Consider the following 24722-nt stretch of genomic DNA (forward strand, 5'->3'; position numbering starts at 1 on the left):
GAACGATCCAGGGGTGGGTGGTGCCGCCCGCAGGTGCCGGGGCTGCACCACGCCCGGTCAGTCCTGCGGCCAGACGTCCGCGAGCATCTTCCGGGTGTCGGCGAGGAGTTGGGGCAGTACCTTGGTGTGCCCGACCACCGGCATGAAGTTGGTGTCGCCGCCCCAGCGGGGCACGACGTGCTGGTGCAGGTGGGCGGCGATACCCGCGCCCGCCACCGAACCCTGGTTCATCCCGACATTGAAGCCGTGTGCCCCTGAGGCGGTGCGCAGCGCCGTCATCGCCCGTTTGGTGAACACCGCGAGCTCGGCGGTCTCCGCCTCGTCGAGGTCCGTGTAGTCGGCGACATGCCGGTAGGGCACCACCATCAGATGCCCACCGTTGTACGGGTACAGATTGAGCACCGCGTACACGCTGCCACCGCGCGCGATGACGAGCCCGTCCTCGTCGGACTTCGAGGGAATGGAGCAGAAGGGGCAGCCGTCCTCGGCCCCGGGTCCGGTGGGCTTGTTCTCCCCCTGGATGTACGCCATCCGGTGGGGGGTCCACAGGCGCTGGAAAGCGTCCTGGATCCCGACCCCGATCTGCTGTTCCGGCTCACTCGTCATGTGGTGCAGCATATGACTTCGACCGTTCGGGGCGTGTCGCCGGGGCAGACCCCGGCAGGCTCCGGGCGATGCTGTGCCGATGGACGTCGATGACACGGTCACCCCGCTCCAGCACTACGAGCGGCGCGTTGAGCTGCCGCTGTTCTGGGCCTCCCTGGTCTTCCTGGCGGCGTACTCGGTCATCGCACTGGCCCCGGACGGGGAACGGTTCTGGCGCGACATCGCCGTGGTGGTGGCCCTTGTGATGTGGGCGGTCTTCGCGGCGGACTACCTGGTGCGGCTCCGGTTGAGCGGCCGGCGGCTCCGCGGCTTCCTGCGGACGCACTGGCTGGACACCGTGGTCCTGGTCCTTCCGCTGCTGCGACCGCTGCGGCTGCTCAAGGTGTACACGGCGGTGCAGAGCCGGCGCGAGACACCCAAGCTGAGCCTCCACGCGCGGGTCATCTCCTACGCCGGCACGGGAGCCGTCCTGCTCGGCTATGCCGGCGCCCTCACGGTGTACCAGGCGGAGCACCGAGCGCCGGGGGCGACGATCCGGACCTTCGGTGACGCCCTGTGGTGGGCGTGCGAGACGCTGACGACGGTCGGTTACGGCGATGTCACACCCGTGACCCCGTTGGGGCGGATGATCGCGGTCGGGATGATGATCTGCGGTCTTGCCCTTCTCGGCGCGGTGACGGGTTCGTTCTCGTCCTGGCTGGTGCAGGTGTTCACCAGGGAGGACGAGAAGCGGCCCCCGGAGGACGGGCGTCCTCCGGGGGCCGAACCCTCGTGATCGGGCCGCTCAGAGCTGGACCCGGCGCTCCACCACGTCGGCGAGCTTCGCCAGGGCCTCGTCCCGGGGGATGCCGTTCTCCTGCGAACCGTCGCGGTAGCGGAAGGAGACCGTTCCCGCGCTCATGTCGTCGTCACCAACGATGATCATGAACGGCACCTTCTGCTTCTGCCAGTTCCGGATCTTCTTCTGCATCCGGTCCGACGAAGCGTCCACCTCGACCCGCAGACCCCGTTTCCTGGCCTCCGCCGCGAACTCCCGGAGGTACGGGACGTGGCTGTCCCCGACCGGGATACCGGCTGCCTGCACCGGGGCCAGCCATGCCGGGAACGCACCCGCGTAGTGCTCCAGCAGCACCGCGAAGAAGCGCTCGATGGAGCCGAACAGGGCACGGTGGATCATGACCGGGCGCTGCTTGGTACCGTCGGGGCCGGTGTACTCCAGGTCGAAACGCTCGGGCAGGTTGAAGTCGACCTGGATGGTGGACATCTGCCAGGTACGGCCGATGGCGTCCTTGACCTGCACCGAGATCTTCGGGCCGTAGAAGGCGGCGCCGCCCGGGTCCGGGACCAGCGGCAGCCCCTGCTTTTCCGCGGCCTTGCGCAGCACCTCGGTGGCCTCTTCCCAGACCTCGTCGGAGCCGACGAACTTCTCCGGATCCTTGGTGGACAGCTCCAGGTAGAAGTCGGTGAGGCCGTAGTCGCGCAGCAGGTCGAGCACGAAGGTCAGCAGGGAGTCGAGCTCGTCCGCCATCTGCTCTTTGGTGCAGTAGATGTGCGCGTCGTCCTGGGTGAAGCCGCGGGCCCGGGTGAGGCCGTGCACGACGCCGGACTTCTCGTACCGGTAGACAGTCCCGAACTCGAAGAGACGCAGGGGCAGCTCACGGTAGGACCGGCCCCGGGCATCGAAGATCAGGTTGTGCATCGGGCAGTTCATGGGCTTGAGGTAGTAGTCCACGCCCTCGTCGAGCTGCATGGGGGGGTACATGCCCTCGGCGTACCAGTCCAAGTGGCCGCTCTTCTCGAAGAGCTTCCCCTTGGTGGCGTGCGGAGTGTAGACGAACTCATAGCCCGCCTCCTCGTGGCGGCGTCGCGAGTAGTCCTCCATGGCCCGGCGGATGACGCCGCCCTTGGGGTGGAAGACGGCGAGGCCCGAGCCGATCTCGTCCGGGATGGAGAACAGGTCCAGCTCCGCGCCCAGCTTGCGGTGGTCCCGCTTCTCGGCCTCGGCGAGGAAGTCGAGGTGCGCCTTGAGCTCGTCCTTGGACGGCCAGGCGGTGCCGTAGATGCGCTGGAGCATCGGGTTCTTCTCGCTGCCGCGCCAGTACGCGGCGGCGTTGCGCATCAGCTTGAACGCCGGGATGTTGCGGGTGGTCGGCAGGTGGGGGCCGCGGCAGAGGTCCTTCCAGCACAGCTCGCCGGTCTTGGCGTCCAGATTGTCGTAGATGGTCAGCTCGCCGCCGCCCACCTCGACATCGGCGCCGTCGTCGCTCGACGCCGAGCCCTTGAGGCCGATGAGCTCCAGCTTGTACGGCTCGTCCGCGAGCTCCTCGCGAGCGGCCTCGTCGGTCACGACGCGTCGCGAGAAGCGCTGACCGCGCTTCTGGATCTCCTGCATCTTCTTCTCGATGGCCTTGAGATCCTCGGGCGTGAACGGCTTGGCCACGTCGAAGTCGTAGTAGAAGCCGTCCCTGACCGGCGGCCCGATGCCCAGCTTGGCCTCGGGGAACAACTCCTGCACCGCCTGCGCCATCACATGCGCGGTGGAGTGGCGCAGGATGTTGAGGCCGTCCTGGGACGAGATCCCGACCGGCTCGATCTCCTCGCCGCCGGCGACCTCGTACGCCAGGTCCTTCAGCTCCCCGGCCACCCGCGCGGCGACGACGGTGCGGTCGCCTGCGAAGAGGTCCGCCGCCGTCGTGCCCGTGGTCACCACGCGCTCTTCCCGCTCGGAATCGCGTTGGATGATCACACGGACGTCTGACACCGGTCTCTCCTGCCTGATGGGGAAAGCGCGCTCCGAAGCGGCACACGCGCGTCACGCCATGCTACCGAGCCTCGCGGCCCGCCCGCGAAACGGTCGGTGGGCGTCGCGGCGCACGGGCGGCGGGCCCCGGCCCACCGGCTGCCCCGAGTGCGAGGTCCCAGCGGGCGGCGCCGGTCAGTCGTCCGCGCCGCAGGCCTCCTCGAAGAAGTCGAGGTTCTCATGGAGCGCCTTCAGCAGGCGGTCCCGCTCGGCGTCGTCGACCTGGACCGGGACAACGCCCGTGGCATCACTGAGGCGCCGGAAGCCGCCACGGCTCTCGAGCCGCCCGACGACCCGGATGGGCAGGCCCACCAGATGGGCGTGCCCGGCCGTCCGGTACGACTCCTCGTCCAGCACCGCGCGGACATGGGGGACCTCGGCTCCCGACAGGACGCGCAGCCGCACGGTGCCCGCGCCGCGCGTGCCCGAGCGCCGCATCCGTACCACCGCACCGGTGATCCGCACGGGGACGGACGGTTCCTGGCGGAGATAGCGGGCACCCGCCGCGCGGAGAGCGGGCAGGTCCCCGGGGGAGAACTCGATGGGTTCGGGGCGGGCCGCGCAGCCTTCGGGCACCCCGGCAGCGGGCGACCAGGCCAGCGCGACGCGGGCTCCTTCGGTGCCACGCACCAGCGCGACGACGGCCTCCGTGAGCTCCCGGCTCACTCCCGCCCCGACCGCCGTGTCGAAGGCGTCCATACCGCCGGTGGCCCGCTGGTAGTCGACGGCCTCACGAGTGGCGGCCAGCGCGTGATGCAGGTTGACGGCCACCGACCGGCCGCTCGTCACCGGCACGAAGGCGGTGAGCCCACGCCCGCCCGGTGCCGATCCGACGAGGACGCCCTCCAGCACGGCCAGCGCCTGCCGACGGTGCCTCGCCCCGTGGTATCCGGCCTGCCCGCGCCCCGCGAGCGCACCCGCGAGCAGCAGTTGCCGCGCCGCCGACCGCAGTTGCTCCTGCACCGTCCAGACGACCGCGCCGGACGTCCCCTGCGGGACGTCCCGCCACCAGCGGATCTCGTCACTCGGCACGGACAGCCCGACGAGCACCTCACGTGCCGAGGGCACGGCGGACCGGGCAAGGGCCGTCAACGCCTCCCCCAGCAGATCGTCGGCGTCCGGGAAGGCACGGCTCTCGGGCACGAGCAGGCTGGTGCCGCCGCCCGCAGGTCCGGGTGGGGTCCATCGCGTGTAGCGCCCCACTGCCCCCCCGCGCCGGCGCCAGCCGTGCCGGTCGAGCAGCGCCGACAGCACGGCGGGATCGACACACGACGGATCGGGCTCCTCACCGCTCCCGTACCAGGGCGGGGGTACGTCGTCCGGGAGCGGGAGCGGCAGGGAACGCGGGCGCGGCAGTGGGGAATTCGTCCGAGGCGGTACCGGTTCGCCGATCGGGCGGTGCATCAGGGTCTCCCTCCCGTCCCGACCCGGGTCATGATCTCGCACAGCGCCCGGTCGTCGAATATGCGCGTGGTCGGGACACGCACGGTGGTCCTGCGCCTGCCGGATACCGGGTGGCCGGCGAGGTTGGTCCAGTAGCAGCAGTGCCTGAGGTCGAGCCGGTCGTGGCCGGCCCGCAGCCATTCCTCCCGCGCCCTCGGCACGATCATCACGACGAGGATCTTGTGCACGGACACCGGAGTCCGGGCCAGCTTGACCAGGTGCTCGTTGTCGAGCGTGAACGAGAAGGCCGGACCCGGTGGGTGCGGCGCGAGTTGGTAGGTCGCCTTGAGCTGGACCTTGATGGTGACTTCGTCGTCGACGGTATGTCCGGGAGCGCTGTGGCTCAGGTGCCAGTCGATCCCGTTGTCGGGGAACGGCTGGGACAGCGAACAGCCCGCGGCCGCCGCCACCGCATGGAGATACCCCACCTGAAGGGTCTCCATGCAGGCGGTTGTGGCGAGTGCTCCGCGCAGCGGTACGGTCCGCTCGGGCAGCGCACCCGGCTCTGGCTGCGCGAGCGCCATGGCTCCGTCTGCCTTCCGGGCTGTGCCGACTCTTCGAGGATCGGTTTCCCTCCGGGCCGCTTGGCGCGCCCCATCGGATCGTTCTCCCCCTGATAAACGACGGACAGTCAGTTTTCCGTCCTCTCATCTGTGTTGTCACCCGGCGGCGTACCGCGCAAACAGGGCGGGTATCACCGGTTCGGGCAGGGGATCACGGCATCTGCCCAGCTTGGGCGAGGAGTTCGGGGATGACACAATGGTTTGAAGGGCCCCTGGCAGCATTTGACACCGAGACGACGGGCGTGGACGTCGAAGGAGACCGGATCGTCTCCGCGGCGTTGGTCGTCCAGGATTCGGCGGGTGGACGCGCGCGCGTCACCGCCTGGCTGGTCAATCCGGGCATACCGGTGCCCGATGCGGCCGTCGCTGTGCACGGTCTCACCGAGGAGCACCTCCAGCACAACGGTCGCTGGCCGGCTCCGGTGATGGAGGAGATAGGCCGCGCGCTCGCCGAGCAGTGCGCGGCGGGCAGACCGCTCGTCGTGATGAACGCTCCGTTCGACCTGACGCTGCTGGACCGCGAACTGCGGCGCCACCGCGCCTCGTCGTTGGCGCACTACCTGGAGCATGTGCCGATGTGCGTGCTCGACCCGCGGGTGCTGGACAAGCATCTGGACCGCTACCGCAAGGGCCGGCGCACGCTCACCGATCTGTGCGCCCAGTACGGGGTGGCACTGAACGGGGCGCATGACGCGGCGGCCGACGCGACAGCGGCGCTGGAGGTCGTACGGGCCGTGGGCCGTCGGTTCGCCGGACGCCTGGAGCGGCTGTCGCCCGCGGAACTGCACACGCTTCAGGCGGTGTGGCACGCCGCTCAGGCACGGGGCCTCCAGGCGTGGTTCGCGCGCAACGGATCGGAGGAGGCGGTCGATCCGGCCTGGCCGCTGCGTCCCGCACTGCCCGCGCGGGCGGCGTGAAACCCGGAGTCCGGAGGATCCGCACATGCACAGAGGCCGGTCCGTCGTGCGACGGACCGGCCTCTCCCGGTGGGCGATACTGGGTTCGAACCAGTGACCTCTTCGGTGTGAACGAAGCGCTCTCCCACTGAGCTAATCGCCCGGGAACGCACTGAACCATACAGGTAGCGGCGGGATTCCTTCAAACTCCTTCCGCGCCCCGCTCCAGATAGGCGGTGAGCCCGCGGCGTCCGGCGCGCATCATCACCACGTGGTTGGCCCGGAAGGCCGGCCGTCCGATGAGCGCCAGCCGCCGCATCAGCGGGCGCTGCACCACCACTTCCTGCTCGTAGCGCGCCCGGGTGCCGCCGTCGGCGCTCGGCGTGAGGGTCCATCGGGCCCAGCCGACGAGATCTCCGGCCATCCGCACTTCCAGGACGCCCGATTCCGGATCCAGCCGACCACCGCGTGCGGTGACGACGAGGTCGTAGGGCAGCAGCGAGCGGAAGCGGGCAGCGGTGGAGTCGTCGCCGAGAAGGCTGACCTCGCGGACCTGCGGCCACCAGAGGGGGTAGTCCTCGGCCCGTTCCAGTACGGCATAGACGCGTGCGGGCGGCGCGGGCAGCCGCCAGAGGCTGCGGTAGCGGTAGTGGTGCCAGTCCATAGCCCGAGTGTGCGCCGATACGCCGCTCTGTGCGCACGTACTCACGGACGATCTGAGTACACGCACGCATACCGGCGGGCTGTGCCGAGCACCACACTGCCGGCATGGAGAACCCTTTGCCGCCTGCCGAGGAGCTGCGGCTCATCGACGGCGAGCTCGCCCTACTCGACGCACGGCGCACCCAGTTGCTGACGCGCAGGAGCTGGCTGGTGAAGACCCTTCAGGCGCTCGGGGCGCACGGCACGGGCCCGGGAGGCGCCTCCGGGCCGATGTGGCCCGCGCACCCGGGTGCTTGGGGCCCGTCGCCGGCCTCACCGGCATCGGCGCCGTCGCGGGCTTCGTCGCCCAGCGCTCAGAATGTGCTGCTCACGCTGGGAGGGATCCTGCTGACGATCGCGGCGATCGCCTTCACCGTGGTCAGCTGGGGCCATCTCGGCATCGGAGGGCGGTCCGTGGTGCTCGGTGTGGTGACGGCCGCGGCCCTGGCGACGCCCCTGCTCTTGCTGCGGCACGGCCTCACGGCGACTGCTGAGGCGGTGGCGGTGCTCGGGCTCGTGCTGACGGTGCTCGACGCGTACGCCCTGCGCCGTGCGGTGCTGTCGGACATCGGCGCCGTCCGGTACACAGCCGCCGCCGCGGCTGTGCTCGCCGTGCTGTGGGCGGGGTACGGGCGGCTGCGGCGCAGCCTGCGCACCCCGTTGCCGGTGGCCGTGGTGGCCGCGCAACTCCCGCTGCCGCTCTGGGCGCTGGGGACCGGCGCGAGCCTGTCGGCCACGGTGTGGGCGACCCTGGCCACGGCGGCGTTCGACATCACCGTCGCCCTCATGGCGAAGTCGGTCGCCGTCCGCGCTACGGCGGCGACGGCGGCCGTGTTGACGGGCGGCTGGTCGCTGCTCGCGGCGGGCTGGCTGTCACTGCTCGCGGAATCCCCGGCGCTCGCGCTGGAACCCGGTCTGCTGCTGCTCGCGGGCGGTGGGCTGGCGCTGGGCGCGGCGTGGCGGGAGCCGGTGTCGGCCCCGGCGACCGCGGCGGTGGCGGGCCTCGCCCTGGTCGCGTCGGTGGGTGGTGTGGTGCGTACCGCGGTCACCGCGCCATGGGTGGCACCCGGATATCTGCTGTGTGCGGTGGCTGTGCTGTTCGCGCTGCGGATACCGATGCCGCGTGGGGTTCGTACCGGTCTGTGGGTGGCATCGGCTCTGGTGCACACCATGGCGCTGGTCATGGCCCTGCCGTTCGCGCTGCTCGCGGTGGCGCGGCCGCTGTCCCTCACCGACTCGGTCTGGTCCGGCGTCCCCGCTCCTGGGACGCCGGTACCTGGCATGCTCACCGCGCTGCTGATCCTGGTCGTGGTCGCCGCGGTGCTCTCGGCAGCGCCCCGGCTGCTCACCGCGGCAGCCCCGCTGCCGCGCACGGCCGCACTGTGCACCGCGTTCGCGCTGGCCTGCTGCGCCGGGTTCACGGCGAGCGCCCACCCGGCTCTGCCCTATGCGGCGGCACTGGCGCTCCGGCTGCTGCTGGTGGCGGCGGCGACCACCGTGGCCGTCCTGGCCGACCGCGGCGCCTTCCGGTCCCCGGGCACCCGCGCCGTGCCCGGCACGGGTGGTCCGGCAGCGGAGTCGGAGCGCGTGGCGGCAGACAGCGATGGGCCGCCGGTCGCCCCGGCAGCGACTGCCGGGGCGCGTATACGCCACGCATCGGGCAGCGCACTCACCCTGACCGCGCTGGTCTGCGCCGTGGGTGGGGCGGTGAGTACGGCCGCGCTCGGCCTGGCCACACGGCCCGCGACCTTCGCCGCCCTCATGGCACTCGGCGTGGTGTCCGCGGCGGCCGCTGTGTCGGCCCGCGGGATCGTCCGGATCGCGACCGCGTGCGCGGCCGTGGTGTGGGGCGCGGGTCTGGTCGGCGCCACGGCGGCGACGGCCGGGCTGCCCGCCCATCAGGCAGGCATCGCGCTGCTGGCCGTACCGGCGGTCACCGCGCTGCTCGCGGCACGTCTGCGCACCGAGCAGGTGGCACTGCCGGTCGAGGTCACGGGGGCCGCGGCCGGTCTGGTCGCGCTCGGTCTCGCGGTGCCGCACGCACCGACGCTGGCACTGGTGCTGGCCCTTGCGGGCGTGATCGCGGCGGGCACCGCGCTGCGGCCCGACCGGCGCCCGTTCGCCGGGTACGCGGCCCTGGTGCTGTTCGTGGTGGCCGCCTGGGTGCGCCTGGCCGCGTCTGAGGTGTCGGCGCCCGAGGCGTACACGCTCCCGGTGACCGTTCCGGCGCTCGCCGTGGGTCTGCTGCGGCGGCGCCGGGACCCGGAGGCGTCGTCGTGGACGGCGTACGGTGCCGGACTGGCCGCGACCCTGACGCCGAGCCTCTTCGCGGCCTGGGGCGATGCGCACTGGCTCCGCCCGCTGCTGCTGGGGCTGGCTGCGCTCGGGCTCACGCTCGCCGGTGCCCGGCTGCGCCTCCAGGCACTGCTGGTGCTCGGCGGGGTGACCCTGGCGCTGGACGCGCTGCATGAGCTCGCGCCGTATGTGATCCAGGTCGTCGACGCCCTGCCGCGCTGGCTGCCACCCGCGGTCGCCGGGCTGCTGCTGCTCGCTGTGGGCGCGACGTACGAGCGGCGCCTGCACGATGCGCGCAAGCTGCGCGAGACGCTGGGCCGGATGCGTTGAGGAAGCCTCTCCAGGCGACCCGAACACTGGTCCGATCGGGTGAAATTTCGAAGGCCCCGGAGACGGATGTCTCCGGGGCCTTCGATCCGGGTGGTGGGCGATACTGGGTTCGAACCAGTGACCTCTTCGGTGTGAACGAAGCGCTCTCCCACTGAGCTAATCGCCCGGGCGCACCGCAAACATTACCCCATGTCAGCGGCACTCCATGACCATCTCGACGATGGCCATGCCCCGGCTCGGGAGCCCCGGCACGTCACCGCCCGTGACTACTCGGTGATCTTCCAGGGCATGACGAACCCGAACTTCCAGAAGTAGATTCCGGCCAGCACGCCGATGATCACCAGGCCGATGGTCGTGAGGATGATGTTCCGCCGACGCACCTTGGGGTCGAGGGCTCGCTGAGCAGCCTCGGTGACCTTGCGCTTCGTCCAGCGCAGCACCAGTTGGGCCCAGACGAACTCGGTCGCCCAGATCGCCATGCCGGCGAAGATCACCAGCCAGCCGGGGCCGGGCAGGGGCAGCATGATCACGCCCGCCACCACCACGGCAAGGCCGATGATGAACACGCCGACCTGCCAGCTCAGATGGAGGGTGCGGCGCGCCTTCACGAAGTCCGGGGCACGGGATCCGAGAGGCTGCTCGTCGGCCCTCTCGACACCCGACGGATCATCCCCCGGCCCACCGGTCACATCCCCCGTGACGGGCTCGGGGACCACAGCCGCGCCACCCTTCACCCGCTCGTCACTCTCCGCGTTCATAAGGCCCAAAGTACCTGACCGGAACGCTGTCGGGAATGACCGCCGAGTCGGAGATCGCACTCCTCCGTACGGGGTACCCGGGGGATCACAAAACGGACAGAGGGGTTTACAACGGCACCGTAGGTGGCATGTCGATTTCGCCGACGTGCGAATCCCCGAGCGCACACTGAGCGAAAGGCCCTGGCGCTTATGAACACCACGGTCAGCTGCGAGCTGCACCTGCGCCTCGTTGTATCGAGCGAGTCCTCACTGCCTGTACCCGCGGGCCTGCGGTATGACACGGCCGACCCCTATGCCGTGCACGCCACCTTCCATACCGGCGCCGAAGAGACGGTCGAATGGGTGTTCGCCCGCGATCTGCTCGCCGAGGGCCTGCACCGGCCCACCGGCACCGGTGACGTCCGAGTGTGGCCGTCGCGCAGCCACGGCCAAGGAGTCGTCTGCATCGCACTGAGCTCCCCGGAGGGCGAGGCCCTCCTGGAGGCACCCGCGCGGGCCCTGGAGTCCTTCCTCAAGCGCACAGACGCGGCGGTGCCACCGGGCACCGAGCACCGTCATTTCGATCTTGACACCGAACTGTCGCATATCCTGGCCGAGAGCTGACCCAGGCCGGGAACCACGCGGCGCCGTCCGACTCGGGGAGACGGCGCCGCGCCAAGGCCGCGTAGCACGTGATGGCGCCGTCACAGCAGGGCGATCCCGCTGTGACGGCGCCGTCGTGCGTTTCGGAGAGACGCTAGAGTCAGCGCAATTCGGCGGGCATCCCGCCGGCAGCAGCCAGGGAGCGAATCGTGCTGATCCCTCACGACACCCACAGTGCCCTCGACACCGTCGTCGATCTGGTCAACACCGCGCCTGAGCGCGCGGGCAACGACGAACTCGCGGACCTCCCCTCCCTGTACAACTTCGTACGAAGCCACAAAGTCAGTGGGGTGGGCGAGCTGGCCCATGCCGACCTCGCGGCAGTGCACACCATTCGAGCCCGCTTCGCCGGTGTCTTCGCCGCTCCGGACCCGCGCGCCGCCGCGGAACTCATCAACCAGCTCGTCGCCGCCGCGGGCACCACCCCGCAGCTCACGAATCACGACGGCTACGACTGGCACGTCCACTACTTCGCGCCAGGAGCATCGGTCGCCGACCACCTCGCCGCCGACTGCGGGATGGCGCTCGCCTTCATCGTGGTCTCGGGCGAGCAGGAGCGGCTCCGCCGCTGCGAGGCGCCGGACTGCGGAAACGCGTTCGTGGATCTCTCCCGCAACCGATCCCGCCGCTACTGCGACAGCCGCACCTGCGGCAACCGGCTGCATGTCGCCGCGTACCGCGCGCGCCGCAAGGAGGCAGCGGGCTGATCTTCAGCCCGCTCCCCCGGTCGCTGTACCCGATTCGCGCGCTCCGCCTGATCACCCACCTCAGAGTAGGAACAGGTCATGGACGGCGGCCATCAGCAGAAGACTTCCGATCACAGCGAGAAAGATCATCAACGGCGGTTGGGACAGCGCGAAGAGGCAGCCACGCGGCTCTTCGGCAGGGGTTGCGGCGGGGGTCTCCCCCGCGGAGGTATCCAGCATCTCGGGGCGATGATGACGCAGCCCGCGCCGCGATGATCGGGCAACACGCCCTTTGGTGCTGCGAGTTCACCGGATCCCGTGGCATTTCGCCGAGAGGGCCCGCGGGGTCAGATGCCGTGCTTCTTGAGGATGGCCTCGATATCGCTGAAGTCGTCACCCCCGCCCGCGCCACCTGCCGCGGACCGCGTGCCCGCCTTGCCCCGCTTGCCAGGCTTGAGCTGCCCCGCCTGGCTGCCGTCAGCAGTCCCCGCCACTGCCGGCGCCGGGTCCTCCCGCGCCTGCTTTCCCAAGGCACGGCGCTCCGCTCTGCGGGTCGTCGAGAACAGCACCCACGACAGACCGAGGAGGCCGACGCCCACCCAGGCCGCGGGGCTGAACGCCGTACCGGCCAACCAGCCGACCGCGCCCGTCAGCACCAGCCCCAGAGGCACGAACGCATACGCGGCGATCCTGGCCGCGGTCAGATACCGCTTGCGATAGGCCGTGACCGCGGCGATGCCCAGCCCGGCCGCGGCAGCCGCGGAGCAAATGGTCTCGGCAAGCATCCCGTCCTCCAGGCGAACGAAACTGCGGTGCGCACCTGATGTCGCGCTCCCCTTTCCCTTCTTTCATTCCCATCCTGCACCTCCGCACCCGGCGCGTGCCATGATCCGGAGGCATGTCAGGGAGATCTCCGGGATGCCCTGAGCCCGAGCCCGGGGTCAGGCCCAGTCCCCGTTGGGTCGAGTCCCGCGCTGCTGGGAGACTGTGCGCATGAGCGAGTCCCCCTCACCGCCGATCGTCCTCGACGTCTGGTGCGAGCTGCAGTGCGCCGACTGCCGCACCGCCCTCACCGACATCCGCGCGCTCCGGGAGCGCTACGGCGACCGGCTTGAGCCGCGTCTGCGGCATTTCCCGCTGGAGAAGCACAAGCACGCCTTCGCCGCCGCGCAGGCGGCGGAGGAGGCCGCGGTCCAGGGCCAGGGCTGGGCGTTTGTGGAGTCCGTTCTCGGCCGAGTCGAGGAGCTGGACAGCAAGGGTGAGCCGCTGCTCATCGAGGTGGCTCGAGAACTGGGCCTGGACACCGAGGAGTTCGACACCGCCCTGATCGACGGCCGGCACATCCTGATCGTGGACGCCGACCAGGCCGAGGGCAAGGCCATCGGCGTCACCGGCACCCCGACGTATCTCGTGGGTGGAGAGAGGCTGGACGGCGGCAAGAGCCAGGAAGGTCTGCGCGAGCGTGTGGAGGCGGTCGTCGATCGAATCCTGGCGGAACAGAGCGACGCCTAGGTGACTGGTGTTAAGCGGGTCGTCCTGGGCGTGCGGTGTCGCCGTTGGGGGTGTCAGGGTCGTGGTTGCTGGCTGGTGGTCGGGCGGCGTGTGGGCGGTTCGTGGCCGTCGTGGGGGCTGTTGAGGGCTTGGCACGGCCGCGTGCGGGTCGTTTGCATGGTCCAGGGCGCCCTCGGGACGGTCAGCCGGCGGCGACCGCCCACTTGTCACTGCCTGTGGACATGATTCCGAGCACGCCGAGCCGCGCGACGTTGACGGCGGCGGCCAGCAAGGAGAAGTCGGCGGCGATCTTGGCCCGGCCCCGCACCCGGGCGCGGCGTCCGCCGTGTCGCCGCCGCATCAGGTGGGCGATCTTGCGTTCGACCTTGGGGCGGGTGGCCCGGTAGGCGGCCAGCCAGACGGGGTCCGCACTGCGAGCCCGGCCCCGGGCCAGGTGTTCTTCGTGAGGGCCGATGGTGATGACGCGTCCGTTCCTGGCGGTAGTGCACTGCGCCGCAAGGGGGCAGGCGGCGCAGGCGGTCTTGAAGCAGGCCGCCCCACCGCCATCAGACTTCGGGCGGATCGCGGCGGTCACCTGGTTCGGGCAGGTGACCTGCCCTGCCTCCAGATCGATGGTGAAGGCGTCCTTGGAGAACCGCCCACCGGGCGCGTTGGCCGCCTGCACCTTGACCATCACCCGGGCGCCCGCGTCGTCCAGCTCGGCCAGCAGCGGCCCGGTCCCGTAAGCGGCGTCGCCGTAGACTTCGGCCCGCGCCTGGTCTGCCTGCTCGGCGGCAGGTGGTTGGAGAACGTCGGCGAGCAGGTCGGCGGCGGGCTCGGCATCGCCGGCGTTGCCCGCCGTGACCTCGGTCGCGGTGATGACCTCGCTGTCGGGTTCCTCGGCCACATGACCCTTGTAACCGTCGAAGGACCGGCGGACGGTCTTGTGGCCGTGCCGGGCCTCGGGATCAACCGTGGAGATGACCCGGTCCGCGGCCACCTTGCGGGCGATCTTGAAGACGCCCCCGTCCTGCTCCAGGTCCTGGCCCAGCACGGTGGCCAGCAACCGCGCGGCCTGGCCCACATCCCCGGGCACGGCCCGGCCGTCCAGCACGGTCAGCAGCGCGAACCCGTCACGGGCCCGCGAATCGATGAGGGCTTCCCGCTCGGCCGCGTCCGTCCAGTCGATGACCGGCTTGTCCGTGCTGGTGTAGGCGTCCCCGCTGGAGATCACCGCCCGCAGCTCGGCCCGCAGCACGTGATCGGCCGCCCGCAGCAGGCCGCGGATGGCCGAACGGATCAGCGTGATGGTGTCCTGCGTGGCCACCGCGTCATAGATCGGTGCCGAGTCCAGCACCCTCCTGCGGCCGACCAGTCCGGCCTGTGCAGCAACCTCTACCGTCCGCTCGAAGATCCGGTTCGGCCGGGCGGAAGCGGCAAGCCTCGCCCGCATGTCGACCAGCACGGTGTGCACGAACCCCGGATGGTCGAAGTCCAGCCCGCCGGCGGCGTACTTCCAGCGCACATCGAACGCGAACCGCTCGACCGCCTCGCGATCGGACAAACCCTCCAGACGCTGCAGGACCATCACGACCGCCACGATCATCGGCGGCACCGACCTGCGGCCGTCCTCGGCGAACAGATCGGCGAACATCTCATCGGGGAACAACGCCCGGCACTCGCGGTGCAGCACCGCGTAGATCGAGTTCGGCGCCAGCCGACCCTCGCAGAAACCCACTGTGGAGGAGAGCAACCCCGGCTGCATCGGAGTCCGGCCCACTGCCATCGCTCAACCTCTCCCCACACCCAGCGACCAACACCCCGCAGCCTGACACAGGACGAAGACCCAGCGCGAGCTCACACGATTAACACCAGTCACCTAGAGCAGCTGCTTCCCCACCTCGATGTGAGTCACCCGGTAGCCGAGCGACTCGTAGAGGCGCAGCGCCGGGGTGGCACCCGCGCGGACACGCAGCCCGAGCAGGTCCGCCCCGGCTTCCGACCGGGCGATCCGCTCCGCGAGGAGCATCAGCGCCCGTCCGTGGCCTCGTCCGCGATAGGGCTCCGCGACCTCGACGGCGTACACGTAGGCGCCCTGCCGCCCTGGACGCACTTCACGTTCCGCCACCCACAAGTGCCCCACCACGGCACCCTCGGCCTCCATGGTCCTGATCCAGGTCCGTGGCGTGGCGAGCCCTTCGGGGAGCAGTCGGCGCTGGTCGGCCGCGGCACGTGCCGAAGCCTGCTCGGGCGGAACCCCCTGGCCGACCAGGGTCTGCGTGTAGCCCTCCAGCTCCGCTGCCGACCAGTCGAGGAACTCGGCCTCGCCCATGGGCCGGCCCTCGGCCCCGGCGGTCGGTTCGGGCAGCGAGGCCCCGGTCAGCTCCTTGATCATGTGGCGGCTCTCCTCGGTGTATCCGAGCGCTGCCACCAGCCGCGCCACCGCCGTTGCCTCCGTCGGAACGGAGGTACTGACCCGGGTGCAGCCCCAGTCGCGAAGCACCTCCTCCGCGGCGAGCGCCGCGACCGTACCTCGACCGCGCCGCCGGTCGCCGGAGTCGATCGCCAGGGAGCGCAGCACCCCGACGGTCGGCCCGAGCGCGGGGTGGGTGCCCAGCTCGACGCTGCCGACGCGTCTGCTGTTCACGCACACGTCGTAGGTGCGCGACCGGGAGCCCCGGTCGTCCTGCTGGAGCGGCCCGGACGGCCGCAGGGTGGTGGTCATCAAGGGTGTTCTACCTGCCTGGCCGCCCGCAGTCACCAGGTTTCGCAGGGTTTACCGGATCTCCGACCGGGCACGGGGCATCAGGGCGCCTGGGGATCCGGATCGGCGGCAGCCCTCTCCTCGAAGACCCGCATGGCCTTGGCCGTCACCGGCCCCGGCGTGGCGGACAGCTCGCGTCCGTCGATCCGGTGGACGGCCTGCACATCACGGAGGGTGGACGTCAGGAAGACCTCATCGGCCCGCTCCAGGACATCCAGCGGAAGCTGCGTTTCCTGAGCCCCGGTCCACTCCACGGTCAGGGCGCGGGTGATCCCCGCCAGGCAGCCGGAGGAGAGCGGTGGGGTGTGCAGACGCCCGTCGACCACCACGAAGACATTGGACCCGGTGCCTTCGCAGAGGTGTCCCACCGTGTTCGCGAACAGCGCTTCCGACGCTCCCCGCTCATGGGCGCGGGAGAGGGCGACGACGTTCTCGGCGTAGGACGTGGTCTTCAGGCCGCTCAGCGCTCCGCGCTCGTTGCGGACCCAGGGGACCGTGATGACGGAGGTGGTGTCGGGTCGGCGGCCGCACTCGCCGAGTGCGACGACGAGGGTGGGACCGGTGTCACCGCGGTCGGAACCGAGAGGGGAGAGCCCTCCGGTGTAGGTGATCCGCAGTCGGCCCAGTGCCATCGGGTTGGCCTCCAGCACGGCCTCGCAGGCATGACGCACCTCGTCCAGGTCCGGATCGGGCAGGCCAAGGCCGCGGGCCGACCGGGTGAGCCGGTCGAGGTGCTGGGTGAGGGCGAAGGGCTGCCCCGCTGTCGCCTTGACGGTCTCGAACACGCCGTCGCCCACCGTCATCCCGTGGTCGAGTACGGAGACGAGGGCGGCGCCGGCATCCTTCAGTCCGCCGTTCACCCAGATCCTCATGGCGCTGTCCTTCCAGTCTGTGCGTGACGTCCCGACGCTACAGCGAGCAGTCGGGAGGCCTTCAGTTCGGTTTCGTCCCACTCCCGCTGCGGATCGGAACCCCAGGTGATACCGGCTCCCGTGCCGAAGCGGAGCACGCCCATGGCCCGGTCGATCCAGAAGGTGCGTATGCCGACGGCGAGCTGCCCGGTTCGATGGTCGGCGTCCACCCAGCCGATGCCTCCGCAGTAGGGACCGCGCGGCACGGTCTCCAGCGCCTCGATGATCCGCAATGCGCTGGACTTGGGTGCTCCGGTGACCGATCCGGGCGGGAACGTGGCGTCCAGCAACTCCCGCCAACCGGCTCCTGCGGCCAGCTCGCCGCGGACTGTCGAGACGAGATGGACAAGGCCCGGGTGCGCTTCGACAGCGCAGAGAGCAGGCACCGTGACCGATCCGGTGGCACAGATCCGGCCGAGGTCGTTGCGCACCAGGTCGACGATCATGACGTTCTCCGCGTGGTCCTTGTCCAGCAGGTCAAGGGCGGTGCGGCCGGTCCCCTTGATCGGCCCCGATTCAACGGTCCCACCCTCGCGGCGCAGATACAGCTCGGGCGAGGCGGTGGCGATCTCCACCCCGTGCGCGGGCAGCCGGATCGTTCCTGCGTAAGGGGCCGGGTTGCCGCGTGCGAGCAGTGCCGTCAGGGCGTCGACGTCGGCGGCCCCCGGGTCCGGCAAGGGCGCGGAGAGCACTCGGCAGAGGTTCGCCTGATAGACCTCGCCGGTCGCGATGTGCTCGCGGATGCGTTGCACACCGGCGACGTACGTCACACGGTCGAGGGACGAGGTCCAGTCGTCAGGGGCGGGGCCGCACCAGCGTCCTGGCTCGGGTGCGGGCACCGGCGCGTGGCGTACGTCTCCGAAGCGAGCGCAGGTGAGGCCGCCTTCGAAGTCCGCGGCGACGGCCCAGAAGCCCGACGACTCAAGAGCGTCGGGGTCGGAGGTGACATCCCTGAGATCGGTGGCGACGAGGGTGCCGAAGCGGGCCATGGGAGCGAGGTCGTGCACGGCTGTGAGTCTATGGCGGGACGTGGTCCGCTGCTCCGGGCGGGCGCCGGACCTGGTCCGGAAGGTGTCGCGGCTCCGGACCGGCGGAGCCGCGACCGGCCAGGATGACCCTGGTGCGGTTCGCGGCATGCCCTGGCGCAGTCCGGACAGCGCTTCCGTTGGCACCCGGCGGTGAACCCGCCGTGACCACAGCTCAGCACGCTGCGGAAACGCGTTTTTGTACTGGCCCAGGAATCCGCTAGAGTTCAACACGTCGCCGGGACGCGAGAGCGGACCGGGAAACGACAAGCGGACGTGGCTCAGTTGGTAGAGCATCACCTTGCCAAGGTGAGGGTCGCGAGTTCGAATCTCGTCGTCCGCTCGAAGAGGGGGATCTTCCCGACCCCCGCACTCCGGGGTGGAGTGGCCGAGAGGCGAGGCAACGGCCTGCAAAGCCGTCTACACGGGTTCAAATCCCGTCTCCACCTCCAAGGACGATTAGCTCAGCGGGAGAGCGCTTCCCTGACACGGAAGAGGTCACTGGTTCAATCCCAGTATCGTCCACTCAGCAACACCCGCGATCTTCGGGTCGTGGCCCCGAGGACGATTAGCTCAGCGGGAGAGCGCTTCCCTGACACGGAAGAGGTCACTGGTTCAATCCCAGTATCGTCCACTCAGCAACACCCGCGGCCTTCGGGTCGTGGCCCCGAGGACGATTAGCTCAGCGGGAGAGCGCTTCCCTGACACGGAAGAGGTCACTGGTTCAATCCCAGTATCGTCCACAGCCCGGAGCCCCCGGCCGTTGATTCGGCCAGGGGCTCCGTCGTCGCGTCTGTCCGGCCTGTCGGGTCTCATGGCGTTCCCCCTGCCAGGCACCGGCACGTCAGGAGGAGAAGAGCATCCGCCCGAAGCTCTTGTGCCGGTAGTGGCCGCCACCGTGGTTCCCGTGGTGCTGAGCACCCCACGCCGGGGCGGCGGGAGCGGGCGCCGCCGCGGGATAGCCGCCGGGTGCGGGGGGAGCCTGCTGGACCCACTGCGACTCCATACGGGTCAGCGCCTCCAACTCGCCGTAGTCGAGGAATATCCCCCGGCACCCGCTGCACTGCTCGATCTGGACGCCGTTGCGGTTGTACGTGTGCATGGGCGCATGGCACTTGGGACACTGCATCATCTGCTCAGCTCCTCGCCGGTCGGATGGTGTGCTCGACTGCCGCTCACCCTACGGTGTGCCGGCGCTGTCCAAGTCCGTCGGGAGGGAAGCGATTCGGGCACAGGAGTCGATCATCAGCAGCTCCACCTCGTCGGGTTCCCTGCCTTCCCGGACGCTCCTGGCCAGACCGAGCGCGGCGGTCTGGACGGTCAGGGCACGGGCGGGCACGTCGAGTTGGGCCCACGGGTCGCCGGGGACTGGCCATACGGCGGCACCGCCCGCCGCACGGTATGCGGTCAGGAAGCGGGCCCAGTCGTCCGGCGGCAGCAGCCCGGCGGCGAACCAGGCGGCGGGGCGTGCGAGGTCCCACGCCGGGTCTCCGATCCCGAGGTCGTCGGCATCGATGAGGAGCCAGGGGCCGTGGTCGGCGGGGTGGCGTACCAGCTGGCCCAGATGCATGTCCCCGTGGCAGAGACGCTGCGGGCGGTACGGTGCGGGTGTCTCCGCCCTGGCCCAGGGAGGCAGGCCGTGCCAGGCCGCCAGCACGGGACGGGCCGCCGGGTGGCGCGGAAGGCGCTTGACGGCCGCCGCGGCCTTCAGCGGCCCGCGCATGGGCGGCAGCGGCCAGGGCAGCCGGTCCACCGCAACGCGGTGCAGACGGGCGAGGAGGACGGCGGCATCCTCCCAAGGGGCGGCGTCGGGGGCGGCGGGATCCACGGGGCTGCCATAGGGCCAGATCGTGACGGGCCGCCCGTCGACCCGATCCCCCGCACCGCGGCGGCGGCCGCGGACCGGGGCCAGGAGGATCCCGTCCAGTGCGGGGTGCGCCGCGACGGCGAGCCGAATCCGGTGCTCCTCCGAGTCGGTACCGGGAGCATGGGCTTTCGCGACGACCGTGCCGTGGCGGACCACGACTGCGTCGTCGCGCTGAGCAAGCACCTCGGCACGCTGTCCTCCGGACCGGCAGGACCCGCAGGACACATCCCGGCCGGACGGATGCGCCGCCGATCGCGCGGCGAGTGAGAGCGCCCGCACGAGCGGGGCATGGCCCTGGTCCATCCGGCGAGACTACGCGGTGACCCGTACGACCGGGAACGAGCCCGCAGCGGAAGAACCAGCAGACACCGAGAGACCGGAAGGCCGAAGGACCAGGCTCCTCGCATGGCGCTGGCCGGTCAGCTCCCCAGCTGACCGGCCCAGCGCGTGCCGTCCGCCGCACCCCCGTCCCCACGGGGCTTCGGGTGGGATGTCCTGACTCGGGCCGCTCTCCCGAGTCCGGGGGCGCCGCTCAGCGCCCCAGCATCACGCCCACGGACGACGCATGTGTGACCACTGCCTCCCAGCCGCCGAACACGACGACGAGCAGGGTCGCGAGAGGAAGCACCATCGCCGTTGCCACCAGCGGGTGACGGCGGCCGGCCGGGCGAACGCCGAAGGCCCTGCGCCCAGGTGTGCGGATCATGGTCCGCGAAGCCGTGTCCGCCATGGGTCCTCTCCTCTCGTTGTCGGCAGCGGCGGACGTCCGACCTCGGGGGACGAGTGGTTGCATCCGCCGCTCGATCTCAAGACTAGGGACGCGGGCGGACCCGGGCGTCATGCCCGCGTACCGATTCACGGGCCTCCCGGAGGATGAGCCGGGCGTCTGCCGTGTACTCCCCTGGGTGGAGGCGGGGGACGCGATCTGCGGGTCTTCCCTGAGGGGAACACCGCCCCGGGTCTCACCTGCGGGGGCGCGGGCGCTGCCCCCCGGGGGGGGCCACCGGCCCAGACGGGACCATCCCCGCGTGACGTCGATCACGCCCGCCCCGCTCCCGCGGAGTGCACGGGACTCACGCACCCACCGGAGCGCATCGTTCCGCAGGGCGGCGAACCTGGCGCCACCCCGGTCGGACCTGACGCCGCGGGCCGTTCCGGCGAGTCAACACCCTTTCCAATAGGCATCCTTGCGATCGACCGCACAGCTGAGCCCGCTGCACGGCGGTGCGCTGACTGCCCTTCAGCTGTTCCGCCTGGCACTGACGATCGATCGGTTCCCGAGGGCGCGGCCTATGAGCACACCGGCCCGGGGATACGTAAGCTGTGCCACGTCAAACGGATATCGGACGACCAGCCGGCGGGGATGAACATGGCGTTGATGCGGCTCCGGCGCGAGGATCCGCGTGTCGTCGGCTCGTTCAGGCTGCATCGGCGGCTCGGCGCCGGCGGTATGGGAGTCGTCTACCTCGGTTCCGATCGCCGCGGTCAGCGCGTGGCGCTGAAGGTGATCCGGCCGGACCTGGCGGAGGATCAGGAGTTCAGGTCGCGGTTCGCCCGTGAGGTGTCCGCCGCACGGCGTATCCGGGGCGGCTGCACGGCCCGGCTGGTGGCAGCCGACCTGGAGGCCGATCGCCCGTGGTTCGCCACCCAGTATGTGCCCGGCCCGTCGCTGCACGACAAGGTGGCGGAGGACGGCACGCTGTCGGCCGCCGAGACCGCGGCGATCGGGGCGGCGCTGTCGGAAGGCCTGGTGGCTGTCCACGAGGCCGGTGTCGTGCATCGCGATCTGAAGCCGTCGAACATCCTGCTGTCCCCCAAGGGTCCGCGGATCATCGACTTCGGGATCGCCTGGGCGACCGGGGCGTCCACGCTCACGCACGTCGGCACGGCTGTGGGTTCGCCCGGATTCCTGGCTCCCGAGCAGGTCAGGGGCGCGGCGGTCACCCCCGCCACCGATGTCTTCTCGCTGGGCGCGACGCTCGCGTACGCCGCGACCGGTGACTCTCCCTTCGGGCAGGGCAGTTCCGAGGTCATGCTCTACCGGGTCGTGCACGAGGAGCCGCAGCTGGCAGGGGTGCCGGACGCCCTGGCCCCGCTGCTGCGGGCGTGCCTGGCGAAGGACCCCGAGAACCGTCCGAGTACGCTCCAGCTGTCGATGCGGCTGAAGGAGATCGCGGCTCGCGAGGCTCAGGGGCTGCCGGCCCTGCGGCCCCCCGCCCAGCGCGAGCGGATCGAGCAGGAACTGTCGTCGGGGCGCCAGGCGACCGTCCGGTACACCGCGCGCAACACCCAGGGCCAGGGACGCAGCAGTACCCAGGGCCAGGGGCGCAACCTCCAGGGCCAGGGGCGCCCGGCATCCGTACATGAGCGCGGAGCACGTTCTTCCGCGTCGCGTACGGGTGGTTCGCGTACGGGTGGTTCGCGTCCGGTTCCTTCCCGAGGTGGGACAGGGGCTGGGCGTACGCCGTCGCGCTCGGGTGTGCGGACGACGTCGACGGGCCGCAGGCCCGCCAACCCCCGCCTGCTGCGGCAGCGGATCTTCGTGTTCGTGGTGGTGACGCTCGTGGTGGCGCTGGGGATCACCGTGGCACAGGCGCTGCGGGGCTGAACTGCGAACGGGCCCGCGGGGCCGCTCAGCTTTCCGGGCACCCCGTCGCGACCGCGTAGAACGCGACCGCCGCAGCCGCTCCCACGTTGAGCGAGTCCACACCGTGGGCCATCGGGATGCGCACCCATTCGTCGGCGGCCATCAGGGCCTGCCGGGACAGACCGTCGCCCTCGGCGCCGAGCATCAGCGCGACCCTGTCCATCCGGTGCGGCGCCGCCTCGTCGATGCGTGAGGCCTTCTCATCAGGGGTGAGGGCAAGCAGCTTGAAGCCTGCTTCCCGGACCGTTTCCAGCCCCTTGGGCCAATCGCCGAGCCGGGTGTAGGGGACCGAGAAGACGGCGCCCATGGAGACCTTCACCGAACGCCGGTAGAGGGGGTCGGCGCAGTCGGGCGAGAGCAGCACGGCATCCATGCCGAGTGCGGCGGCACTACGGAAGATCGCACCGGTGTTCGTGTGGTCGTTCACCGATTCCATGACCGCGATACGGCGGGCGCTCTGCAGCAGATCCTCGACCGTTGGCAGCGGCTTGCGCTGCATCGAGGCGAGTGCGCCCCGGTGGACGTGGTAGCCGGTGACACGTTCGGCGAGCTCGGGAGTCACGGCGTACACGGGCGCCGGGATCTCATCGATGACATCCCGCATGACGTCCACCCACTTGGCCGAGAGCAGCATGGAGCGCATCTCGTAACCGGCGTCCTTGGCCCGTCGGATGACCTTCTCGCCCTCGGCGATGAACAGGCCTTCGGCGGGCTCGCGCCTGCGCCGGAGCTCGACGTCGGTCAGTCCCGTGTAGTCGCGCAGCCGCGGATCGTCCGGGTCTTCGACGGTGATGAGTTCAGCCACAGGGTGATACTGCCTTCTCCGGATGATGGTGCCAACGCCCGGACGGACATTGGTTACCGATGGTTACGCAATTGGGTGGGGGCCTGGCTACGCCTCGGGGTGCCCGGCGCCGACACCGACCACGTCCCCGACGACGATGACGGCCGGCGGCCTGACGTCATGCGTACGGACGGCTTCGGCGACGGTGGCGAGTGTGGCGTCGACTCGGCGCTGTGCGGCCGTGGTGCCTTCCTGGATCAGGGCCAGCGGAGTCCCTGGGGCCTTGCCGTGAGAGATCAGCGCTTCGGCGATCGCGCCGATCTTGTCGACGCCCATGAGGATCACGAGCGTGCCGCGTAGCTTGGCGAGCGACTCCCAGTCGACCAGCGAGCGCTCGTCGTCGGGCGCGACATGCCCGCTCACGACCGTGAACTCATGCGCGACACCCCGATGGGTGACCGGGATGCCCGCGGCGCCCGGAACGGAGATGGAGCTGGAGATCCCGGGGACCACGGTGCACGGGACGCCTGCCTCCGCCAGGGCCTGGGCCTCCTCCATGCCCCTGCCGAAGACGAACGGGTCGCCGCCCTTGAGCCGGACGACGGACTTGCCCGCCTTCGCGTGCTCGATCAGCGCGTTGTTGATGGCCTCCTGGGCCATGAAGCGGCCGTACGGGATCTTCGCGGCGTCGATCACCTGGACGTGCGGGGGAAGTTCGTCCAGCAGATCGCGCGGTCCGAGACGGTCTGCGATCACCACATCCGCCTCGGCGAGCAGCCTGCGTCCGCGGACCGTGATCAGGTCCGGGTCGCCGGGGCCACCGCCGACCAGGGCGACAAAGGGGGCCCGGGAGCGGTGCTGCGGGGCGACGAGGGAGCCGTCCCGCAGGCCTTCCACGATGGCGTCCCGTACGGCGGCGGAGCGCCGGGGGTCCGTTCCGGTCAGCACGGCGACGGTCACGCCCTCGCTGCGGCCGGTGGCCGGGGTCCAGGCGGTTGCCGCCTCGGCGTCGTCGGATCGAACACACCAGGTCCTGGTGCGCTCGGCCTCGGCCGACACGGCCTCGTTGGCAACGGCGTCGCTGGTGGCGACGAGCGCGTACCAGGCGTCGGCGAGGTCCCCGGCCTCGTAACGCCGCTTGGTCCAGCTGATCTCGCCCGCATCGGCCATGGCTTCGACGGACGGGGTGGCGGACGGGGAGATCAGGGTGATGTCGGCACCGGCCGCGACGAGTGCCGGAAGGCGCCGCTGGGCCACCTGACCGCCGCCGATGACGACGACTCGGCGCCCGGACAGCCGGAGCCCCACGGGGTAGGCGGGCTGCCCGGTGCTCACGGCCCGCCCCATACGCGCGCCGTGTTCGCCTCGGTCGGCCTGGTGCTCGGCTTGAGGGGTGCCTTCTGCGTGCTCGGCCATGGCGGTGCGGCTCCTCGGTGCAGCGGTGCGGGCCGCTGCGACGGTGGAGCGGCTGGTGGGGACGGTGATTACTTTACGGGGGCGGCGATCCGCGTG

At 70.8% G+C, this 24722-nt stretch carries 24 protein-coding genes and 7 tRNA genes; 12 read left to right on the forward strand and 19 right to left on the reverse strand.

The window, feature by feature from the left end; all coding sequences use genetic code 11:
• Positions 1 to 57: 57 nt before the first annotated feature.
• Complete coding sequence (locus V1460_RS22820; protein WP_338675482.1) at positions 58 to 618, reverse strand: HIT domain-containing protein; 561 nt, start codon at positions 616 to 618, stop codon at positions 58 to 60.
• A 67-nt stretch (positions 619 to 685) separates the two neighbouring features.
• Between V1460_RS22820 and V1460_RS22825 the strand changes: the two genes are divergently transcribed.
• Positions 686 to 1381, forward strand: coding sequence for a potassium channel family protein (locus V1460_RS22825; protein WP_338675483.1), 696 nt, complete (start codon positions 686 to 688; stop codon positions 1379 to 1381).
• A 9-nt stretch (positions 1382 to 1390) separates the two neighbouring features.
• Here the strand turns inward: V1460_RS22825 and thrS are convergent, their stop codons facing one another.
• The 3 genes from thrS to V1460_RS22840 form a co-directional block, all read right to left on the reverse strand.
• Positions 1391 to 3367, reverse strand: a complete 1977-nt coding sequence (gene thrS, locus V1460_RS22830) for a threonine--tRNA ligase (protein WP_338675484.1) — start codon at positions 3365 to 3367, stop codon at positions 1391 to 1393.
• 174 nt (positions 3368 to 3541) lie between these two features.
• Positions 3542 to 4810, reverse strand: a complete 1269-nt coding sequence (locus V1460_RS22835; protein ID WP_338675485.1) for a hypothetical protein — start codon at positions 4808 to 4810, stop codon at positions 3542 to 3544.
• Positions 4810 to 5373, reverse strand: a complete 564-nt coding sequence (locus tag V1460_RS22840; RefSeq protein WP_338675486.1) for a DUF4365 domain-containing protein — start codon at positions 5371 to 5373, stop codon at positions 4810 to 4812. Before V1460_RS22840 ends, V1460_RS22835 begins: the two co-directional genes overlap by 1 nt.
• Before the next feature lie 227 nt (positions 5374 to 5600).
• On the opposite strand from V1460_RS22840, the gene V1460_RS22845 reads away from it, so the two are divergent.
• Positions 5601 to 6329: a 3'-5' exonuclease gene (locus V1460_RS22845; protein WP_338675487.1), complete on the forward strand. Its 729-nt coding sequence runs from the start codon at positions 5601 to 5603 to the stop codon at positions 6327 to 6329.
• 70 nt (positions 6330 to 6399) lie between these two features.
• Here the strand turns inward: V1460_RS22845 and V1460_RS22850 are convergent.
• Positions 6400 to 6471 (reverse strand) — tRNA-Val (locus V1460_RS22850).
• Positions 6472 to 6510: 39 nt separating this feature from the next.
• A complete protein-coding gene (locus tag V1460_RS22855) occupies positions 6511 to 6972 on the reverse strand; it encodes an SRPBCC family protein (RefSeq protein WP_338675488.1) in 462 nt (153 codons plus the stop codon).
• Positions 6973 to 7076: 104 nt separating this feature from the next.
• Between V1460_RS22855 and V1460_RS22860 the strand changes: the two genes are divergently transcribed.
• Positions 7077 to 9635 (forward strand): SCO7613 C-terminal domain-containing membrane protein, encoded by a 2559-nt coding sequence (locus V1460_RS22860; RefSeq protein WP_338675489.1) that lies wholly within the window; start codon positions 7077 to 7079, stop codon positions 9633 to 9635.
• Between the two features lie 91 nt (positions 9636 to 9726).
• On the opposite strand, the gene V1460_RS22865 is transcribed toward V1460_RS22860, so the two are convergent.
• A tRNA-Val gene (locus V1460_RS22865) sits at positions 9727 to 9801 on the reverse strand.
• Positions 9802 to 9901: 100 nt separating this feature from the next.
• Positions 9902 to 10393, reverse strand: coding sequence for a TIGR02611 family protein (locus V1460_RS22870; RefSeq protein ID WP_338675490.1), 492 nt, complete (start codon positions 10391 to 10393; stop codon positions 9902 to 9904).
• Between the two features lie 189 nt (positions 10394 to 10582).
• On the opposite strand from V1460_RS22870, the gene V1460_RS22875 reads away from it, so the two are divergent.
• The gene (locus V1460_RS22875) at positions 10583 to 10996 is read left to right on the forward strand and encodes an SsgA family sporulation/cell division regulator (protein ID WP_003959770.1); all 414 of its coding nucleotides are present in this window, start codon (positions 10583 to 10585) and stop codon (positions 10994 to 10996) included.
• 188 nt (positions 10997 to 11184) lie between these two features.
• Complete coding sequence (locus V1460_RS22880) at positions 11185 to 11742, forward strand: CGNR zinc finger domain-containing protein (RefSeq protein WP_338675491.1); 558 nt, start codon at positions 11185 to 11187, stop codon at positions 11740 to 11742.
• 60 nt (positions 11743 to 11802) lie between these two features.
• Here the strand turns inward: V1460_RS22880 and V1460_RS22885 are convergent, their stop codons facing one another.
• Together V1460_RS22885 and V1460_RS22890 are read right to left on the reverse strand one after the other, a co-directional pair.
• On the reverse strand, positions 11803 to 11961 hold the full coding sequence (locus V1460_RS22885; RefSeq protein ID WP_338675492.1) for a hypothetical protein: 159 nt from the start codon (positions 11959 to 11961) through the stop codon (positions 11803 to 11805).
• A gap of 107 nt (positions 11962 to 12068) precedes the next feature.
• Positions 12069 to 12506: a hypothetical protein gene (locus V1460_RS22890; protein ID WP_338675493.1), complete on the reverse strand. Its 438-nt coding sequence runs from the start codon at positions 12504 to 12506 to the stop codon at positions 12069 to 12071.
• A gap of 208 nt (positions 12507 to 12714) precedes the next feature.
• Here V1460_RS22890 and V1460_RS22895 point away from each other — a divergent pair, with 208 nt between their 5' ends.
• Entirely contained in the window at positions 12715 to 13233 is a 519-nt protein-coding gene (locus V1460_RS22895) for a DsbA family protein (RefSeq protein ID WP_338675494.1), read from the forward strand.
• A 181-nt stretch (positions 13234 to 13414) separates the two neighbouring features.
• On the opposite strand, the gene V1460_RS22900 is transcribed toward V1460_RS22895, so the two are convergent.
• The 4 genes from V1460_RS22900 to V1460_RS22915 form a co-directional block, all read right to left on the reverse strand.
• The gene (locus V1460_RS22900; RefSeq protein ID WP_338672703.1) at positions 13415 to 14998 is read right to left on the reverse strand and encodes an IS1182 family transposase; all 1584 of its coding nucleotides are present in this window, start codon (positions 14996 to 14998) and stop codon (positions 13415 to 13417) included.
• A gap of 93 nt (positions 14999 to 15091) precedes the next feature.
• Entirely contained in the window at positions 15092 to 15937 is an 846-nt protein-coding gene (locus V1460_RS22905) for a GNAT family N-acetyltransferase (RefSeq protein ID WP_338675495.1), read from the reverse strand.
• Positions 15938 to 16017: 80 nt separating this feature from the next.
• Positions 16018 to 16848 carry an aminodeoxychorismate lyase gene (locus tag V1460_RS22910; protein WP_338675496.1) on the reverse strand — a complete coding sequence of 277 codons (831 nt, stop codon included), beginning with the start codon at positions 16846 to 16848 and terminating at the stop codon, positions 16018 to 16020.
• A complete protein-coding gene (locus V1460_RS22915; RefSeq protein ID WP_338675497.1) occupies positions 16845 to 17894 on the reverse strand; it encodes a chorismate-binding protein in 1050 nt (349 codons plus the stop codon). Before V1460_RS22915 ends, V1460_RS22910 begins: the two co-directional genes overlap by 4 nt.
• A gap of 288 nt (positions 17895 to 18182) precedes the next feature.
• Between V1460_RS22915 and V1460_RS22920 the strand changes: the two genes are divergently transcribed.
• The 5 genes from V1460_RS22920 to V1460_RS22940 all read left to right on the forward strand — a co-directional run bounded on the left by V1460_RS22920 (position 18183) and on the right by V1460_RS22940 (position 18655).
• Positions 18183 to 18255, forward strand: a tRNA-Gly gene (locus V1460_RS22920).
• A 35-nt stretch (positions 18256 to 18290) separates the two neighbouring features.
• Positions 18291 to 18364 (forward strand) — tRNA-Cys (locus tag V1460_RS22925).
• Between the two features lies 1 nt (position 18365).
• Positions 18366 to 18437: transfer RNA gene (locus V1460_RS22930), tRNA-Val, on the forward strand.
• A 37-nt stretch (positions 18438 to 18474) separates the two neighbouring features.
• A tRNA-Val gene (locus V1460_RS22935) sits at positions 18475 to 18546 on the forward strand.
• A gap of 37 nt (positions 18547 to 18583) precedes the next feature.
• A tRNA-Val gene (locus V1460_RS22940) sits at positions 18584 to 18655 on the forward strand.
• 101 nt (positions 18656 to 18756) lie between these two features.
• Here V1460_RS22940 and V1460_RS22945 read toward each other — a convergent pair.
• The 3 genes from V1460_RS22945 to V1460_RS22955 all read right to left on the reverse strand — a co-directional run bounded on the left by V1460_RS22945 (position 18757) and on the right by V1460_RS22955 (position 20509).
• Positions 18757 to 19041 carry a zf-TFIIB domain-containing protein gene (locus V1460_RS22945; RefSeq protein WP_338678160.1) on the reverse strand — a complete coding sequence of 95 codons (285 nt, stop codon included), beginning with the start codon at positions 19039 to 19041 and terminating at the stop codon, positions 18757 to 18759.
• 51 nt (positions 19042 to 19092) lie between these two features.
• The gene (locus V1460_RS22950; protein ID WP_338675498.1) at positions 19093 to 20082 is read right to left on the reverse strand and encodes an aminoglycoside phosphotransferase family protein; all 990 of its coding nucleotides are present in this window, start codon (positions 20080 to 20082) and stop codon (positions 19093 to 19095) included.
• Between the two features lie 229 nt (positions 20083 to 20311).
• On the reverse strand, positions 20312 to 20509 hold the full coding sequence (locus V1460_RS22955; RefSeq protein ID WP_338675499.1) for a hypothetical protein: 198 nt from the start codon (positions 20507 to 20509) through the stop codon (positions 20312 to 20314).
• 633 nt (positions 20510 to 21142) lie between these two features.
• On the opposite strand from V1460_RS22955, the gene V1460_RS22960 reads away from it, so the two are divergent.
• Positions 21143 to 22387 (forward strand): serine/threonine-protein kinase, encoded by a 1245-nt coding sequence (locus V1460_RS22960; protein ID WP_338675500.1) that lies wholly within the window; start codon positions 21143 to 21145, stop codon positions 22385 to 22387.
• Positions 22388 to 22412: 25 nt separating this feature from the next.
• On the opposite strand, the gene V1460_RS22965 is transcribed toward V1460_RS22960, so the two are convergent.
• Both V1460_RS22965 and cobA read right to left on the reverse strand, forming a co-directional pair.
• Positions 22413 to 23231 carry an RNA methyltransferase gene (locus V1460_RS22965; protein WP_338675501.1) on the reverse strand — a complete coding sequence of 273 codons (819 nt, stop codon included), beginning with the start codon at positions 23229 to 23231 and terminating at the stop codon, positions 22413 to 22415.
• An 87-nt stretch (positions 23232 to 23318) separates the two neighbouring features.
• The gene (gene cobA, locus V1460_RS22970) at positions 23319 to 24557 is read right to left on the reverse strand and encodes a uroporphyrinogen-III C-methyltransferase (protein WP_338678161.1); all 1239 of its coding nucleotides are present in this window, start codon (positions 24555 to 24557) and stop codon (positions 23319 to 23321) included.
• Positions 24558 to 24722: the final 165 nt, after the last annotated feature.

This window comes from Streptomyces sp. SCSIO 30461 (genome assembly GCF_037023745.1).
Taxonomy (GTDB): Bacteria; Actinomycetota; Actinomycetes; order Streptomycetales; family Streptomycetaceae; genus Streptomyces.

Excerpts from the sequence above, each read along its gene's own strand:
- V1460_RS22820 (WP_338675482.1), bottom strand. The coding sequence starts at position 618 with ATGCTGCACCACATGACGAGTGAGCCGGAACAGCAGATCGGGGTCGGG.
- V1460_RS22825 (WP_338675483.1), top strand. The coding sequence starts at position 686 with ATGGACGTCGATGACACGGTCACCCCGCTCCAGCACTACGAGCGGCGC.
- V1460_RS22835 (WP_338675485.1), bottom strand. The coding sequence starts at position 4,810 with ATGCACCGCCCGATCGGCGAACCGGTACCGCCTCGGACGAATTCCCCA.
- V1460_RS22840 (WP_338675486.1), bottom strand. The coding sequence starts at position 5,373 with ATGGCGCTCGCGCAGCCAGAGCCGGGTGCGCTGCCCGAGCGGACCGTA.
- V1460_RS22845 (WP_338675487.1), top strand. The coding sequence starts at position 5,601 with ATGACACAATGGTTTGAAGGGCCCCTGGCAGCATTTGACACCGAGACG.
- V1460_RS22855 (WP_338675488.1), bottom strand. The coding sequence starts at position 6,972 with ATGGACTGGCACCACTACCGCTACCGCAGCCTCTGGCGGCTGCCCGCG.
- V1460_RS22860 (WP_338675489.1), top strand. The coding sequence starts at position 7,077 with ATGGAGAACCCTTTGCCGCCTGCCGAGGAGCTGCGGCTCATCGACGGC.
- V1460_RS22870 (WP_338675490.1), bottom strand. The coding sequence starts at position 10,393 with ATGAACGCGGAGAGTGACGAGCGGGTGAAGGGTGGCGCGGCTGTGGTC.
- V1460_RS22875 (WP_003959770.1), top strand. The coding sequence starts at position 10,583 with ATGAACACCACGGTCAGCTGCGAGCTGCACCTGCGCCTCGTTGTATCG.
- V1460_RS22885 (WP_338675492.1), bottom strand. The coding sequence starts at position 11,961 with ATGCTGGATACCTCCGCGGGGGAGACCCCCGCCGCAACCCCTGCCGAA.
- V1460_RS22890 (WP_338675493.1), bottom strand. The coding sequence starts at position 12,506 with ATGCTTGCCGAGACCATTTGCTCCGCGGCTGCCGCGGCCGGGCTGGGC.
- V1460_RS22895 (WP_338675494.1), top strand. The coding sequence starts at position 12,715 with ATGAGCGAGTCCCCCTCACCGCCGATCGTCCTCGACGTCTGGTGCGAG.
- V1460_RS22900 (WP_338672703.1), bottom strand. The coding sequence starts at position 14,998 with ATGGCAGTGGGCCGGACTCCGATGCAGCCGGGGTTGCTCTCCTCCACA.
- V1460_RS22905 (WP_338675495.1), bottom strand. The coding sequence starts at position 15,937 with ATGACCACCACCCTGCGGCCGTCCGGGCCGCTCCAGCAGGACGACCGG.
- V1460_RS22910 (WP_338675496.1), bottom strand. The coding sequence starts at position 16,848 with ATGAGGATCTGGGTGAACGGCGGACTGAAGGATGCCGGCGCCGCCCTC.
- V1460_RS22945 (WP_338678160.1), bottom strand. The coding sequence starts at position 19,041 with ATGCAGTGTCCCAAGTGCCATGCGCCCATGCACACGTACAACCGCAAC.
- V1460_RS22950 (WP_338675498.1), bottom strand. The coding sequence starts at position 20,082 with ATGGACCAGGGCCATGCCCCGCTCGTGCGGGCGCTCTCACTCGCCGCG.
- V1460_RS22955 (WP_338675499.1), bottom strand. The coding sequence starts at position 20,509 with ATGGCGGACACGGCTTCGCGGACCATGATCCGCACACCTGGGCGCAGG.
- V1460_RS22960 (WP_338675500.1), top strand. The coding sequence starts at position 21,143 with ATGAACATGGCGTTGATGCGGCTCCGGCGCGAGGATCCGCGTGTCGTC.
- cobA (WP_338678161.1), bottom strand. The coding sequence starts at position 24,557 with ATGGGGCGGGCCGTGAGCACCGGGCAGCCCGCCTACCCCGTGGGGCTC.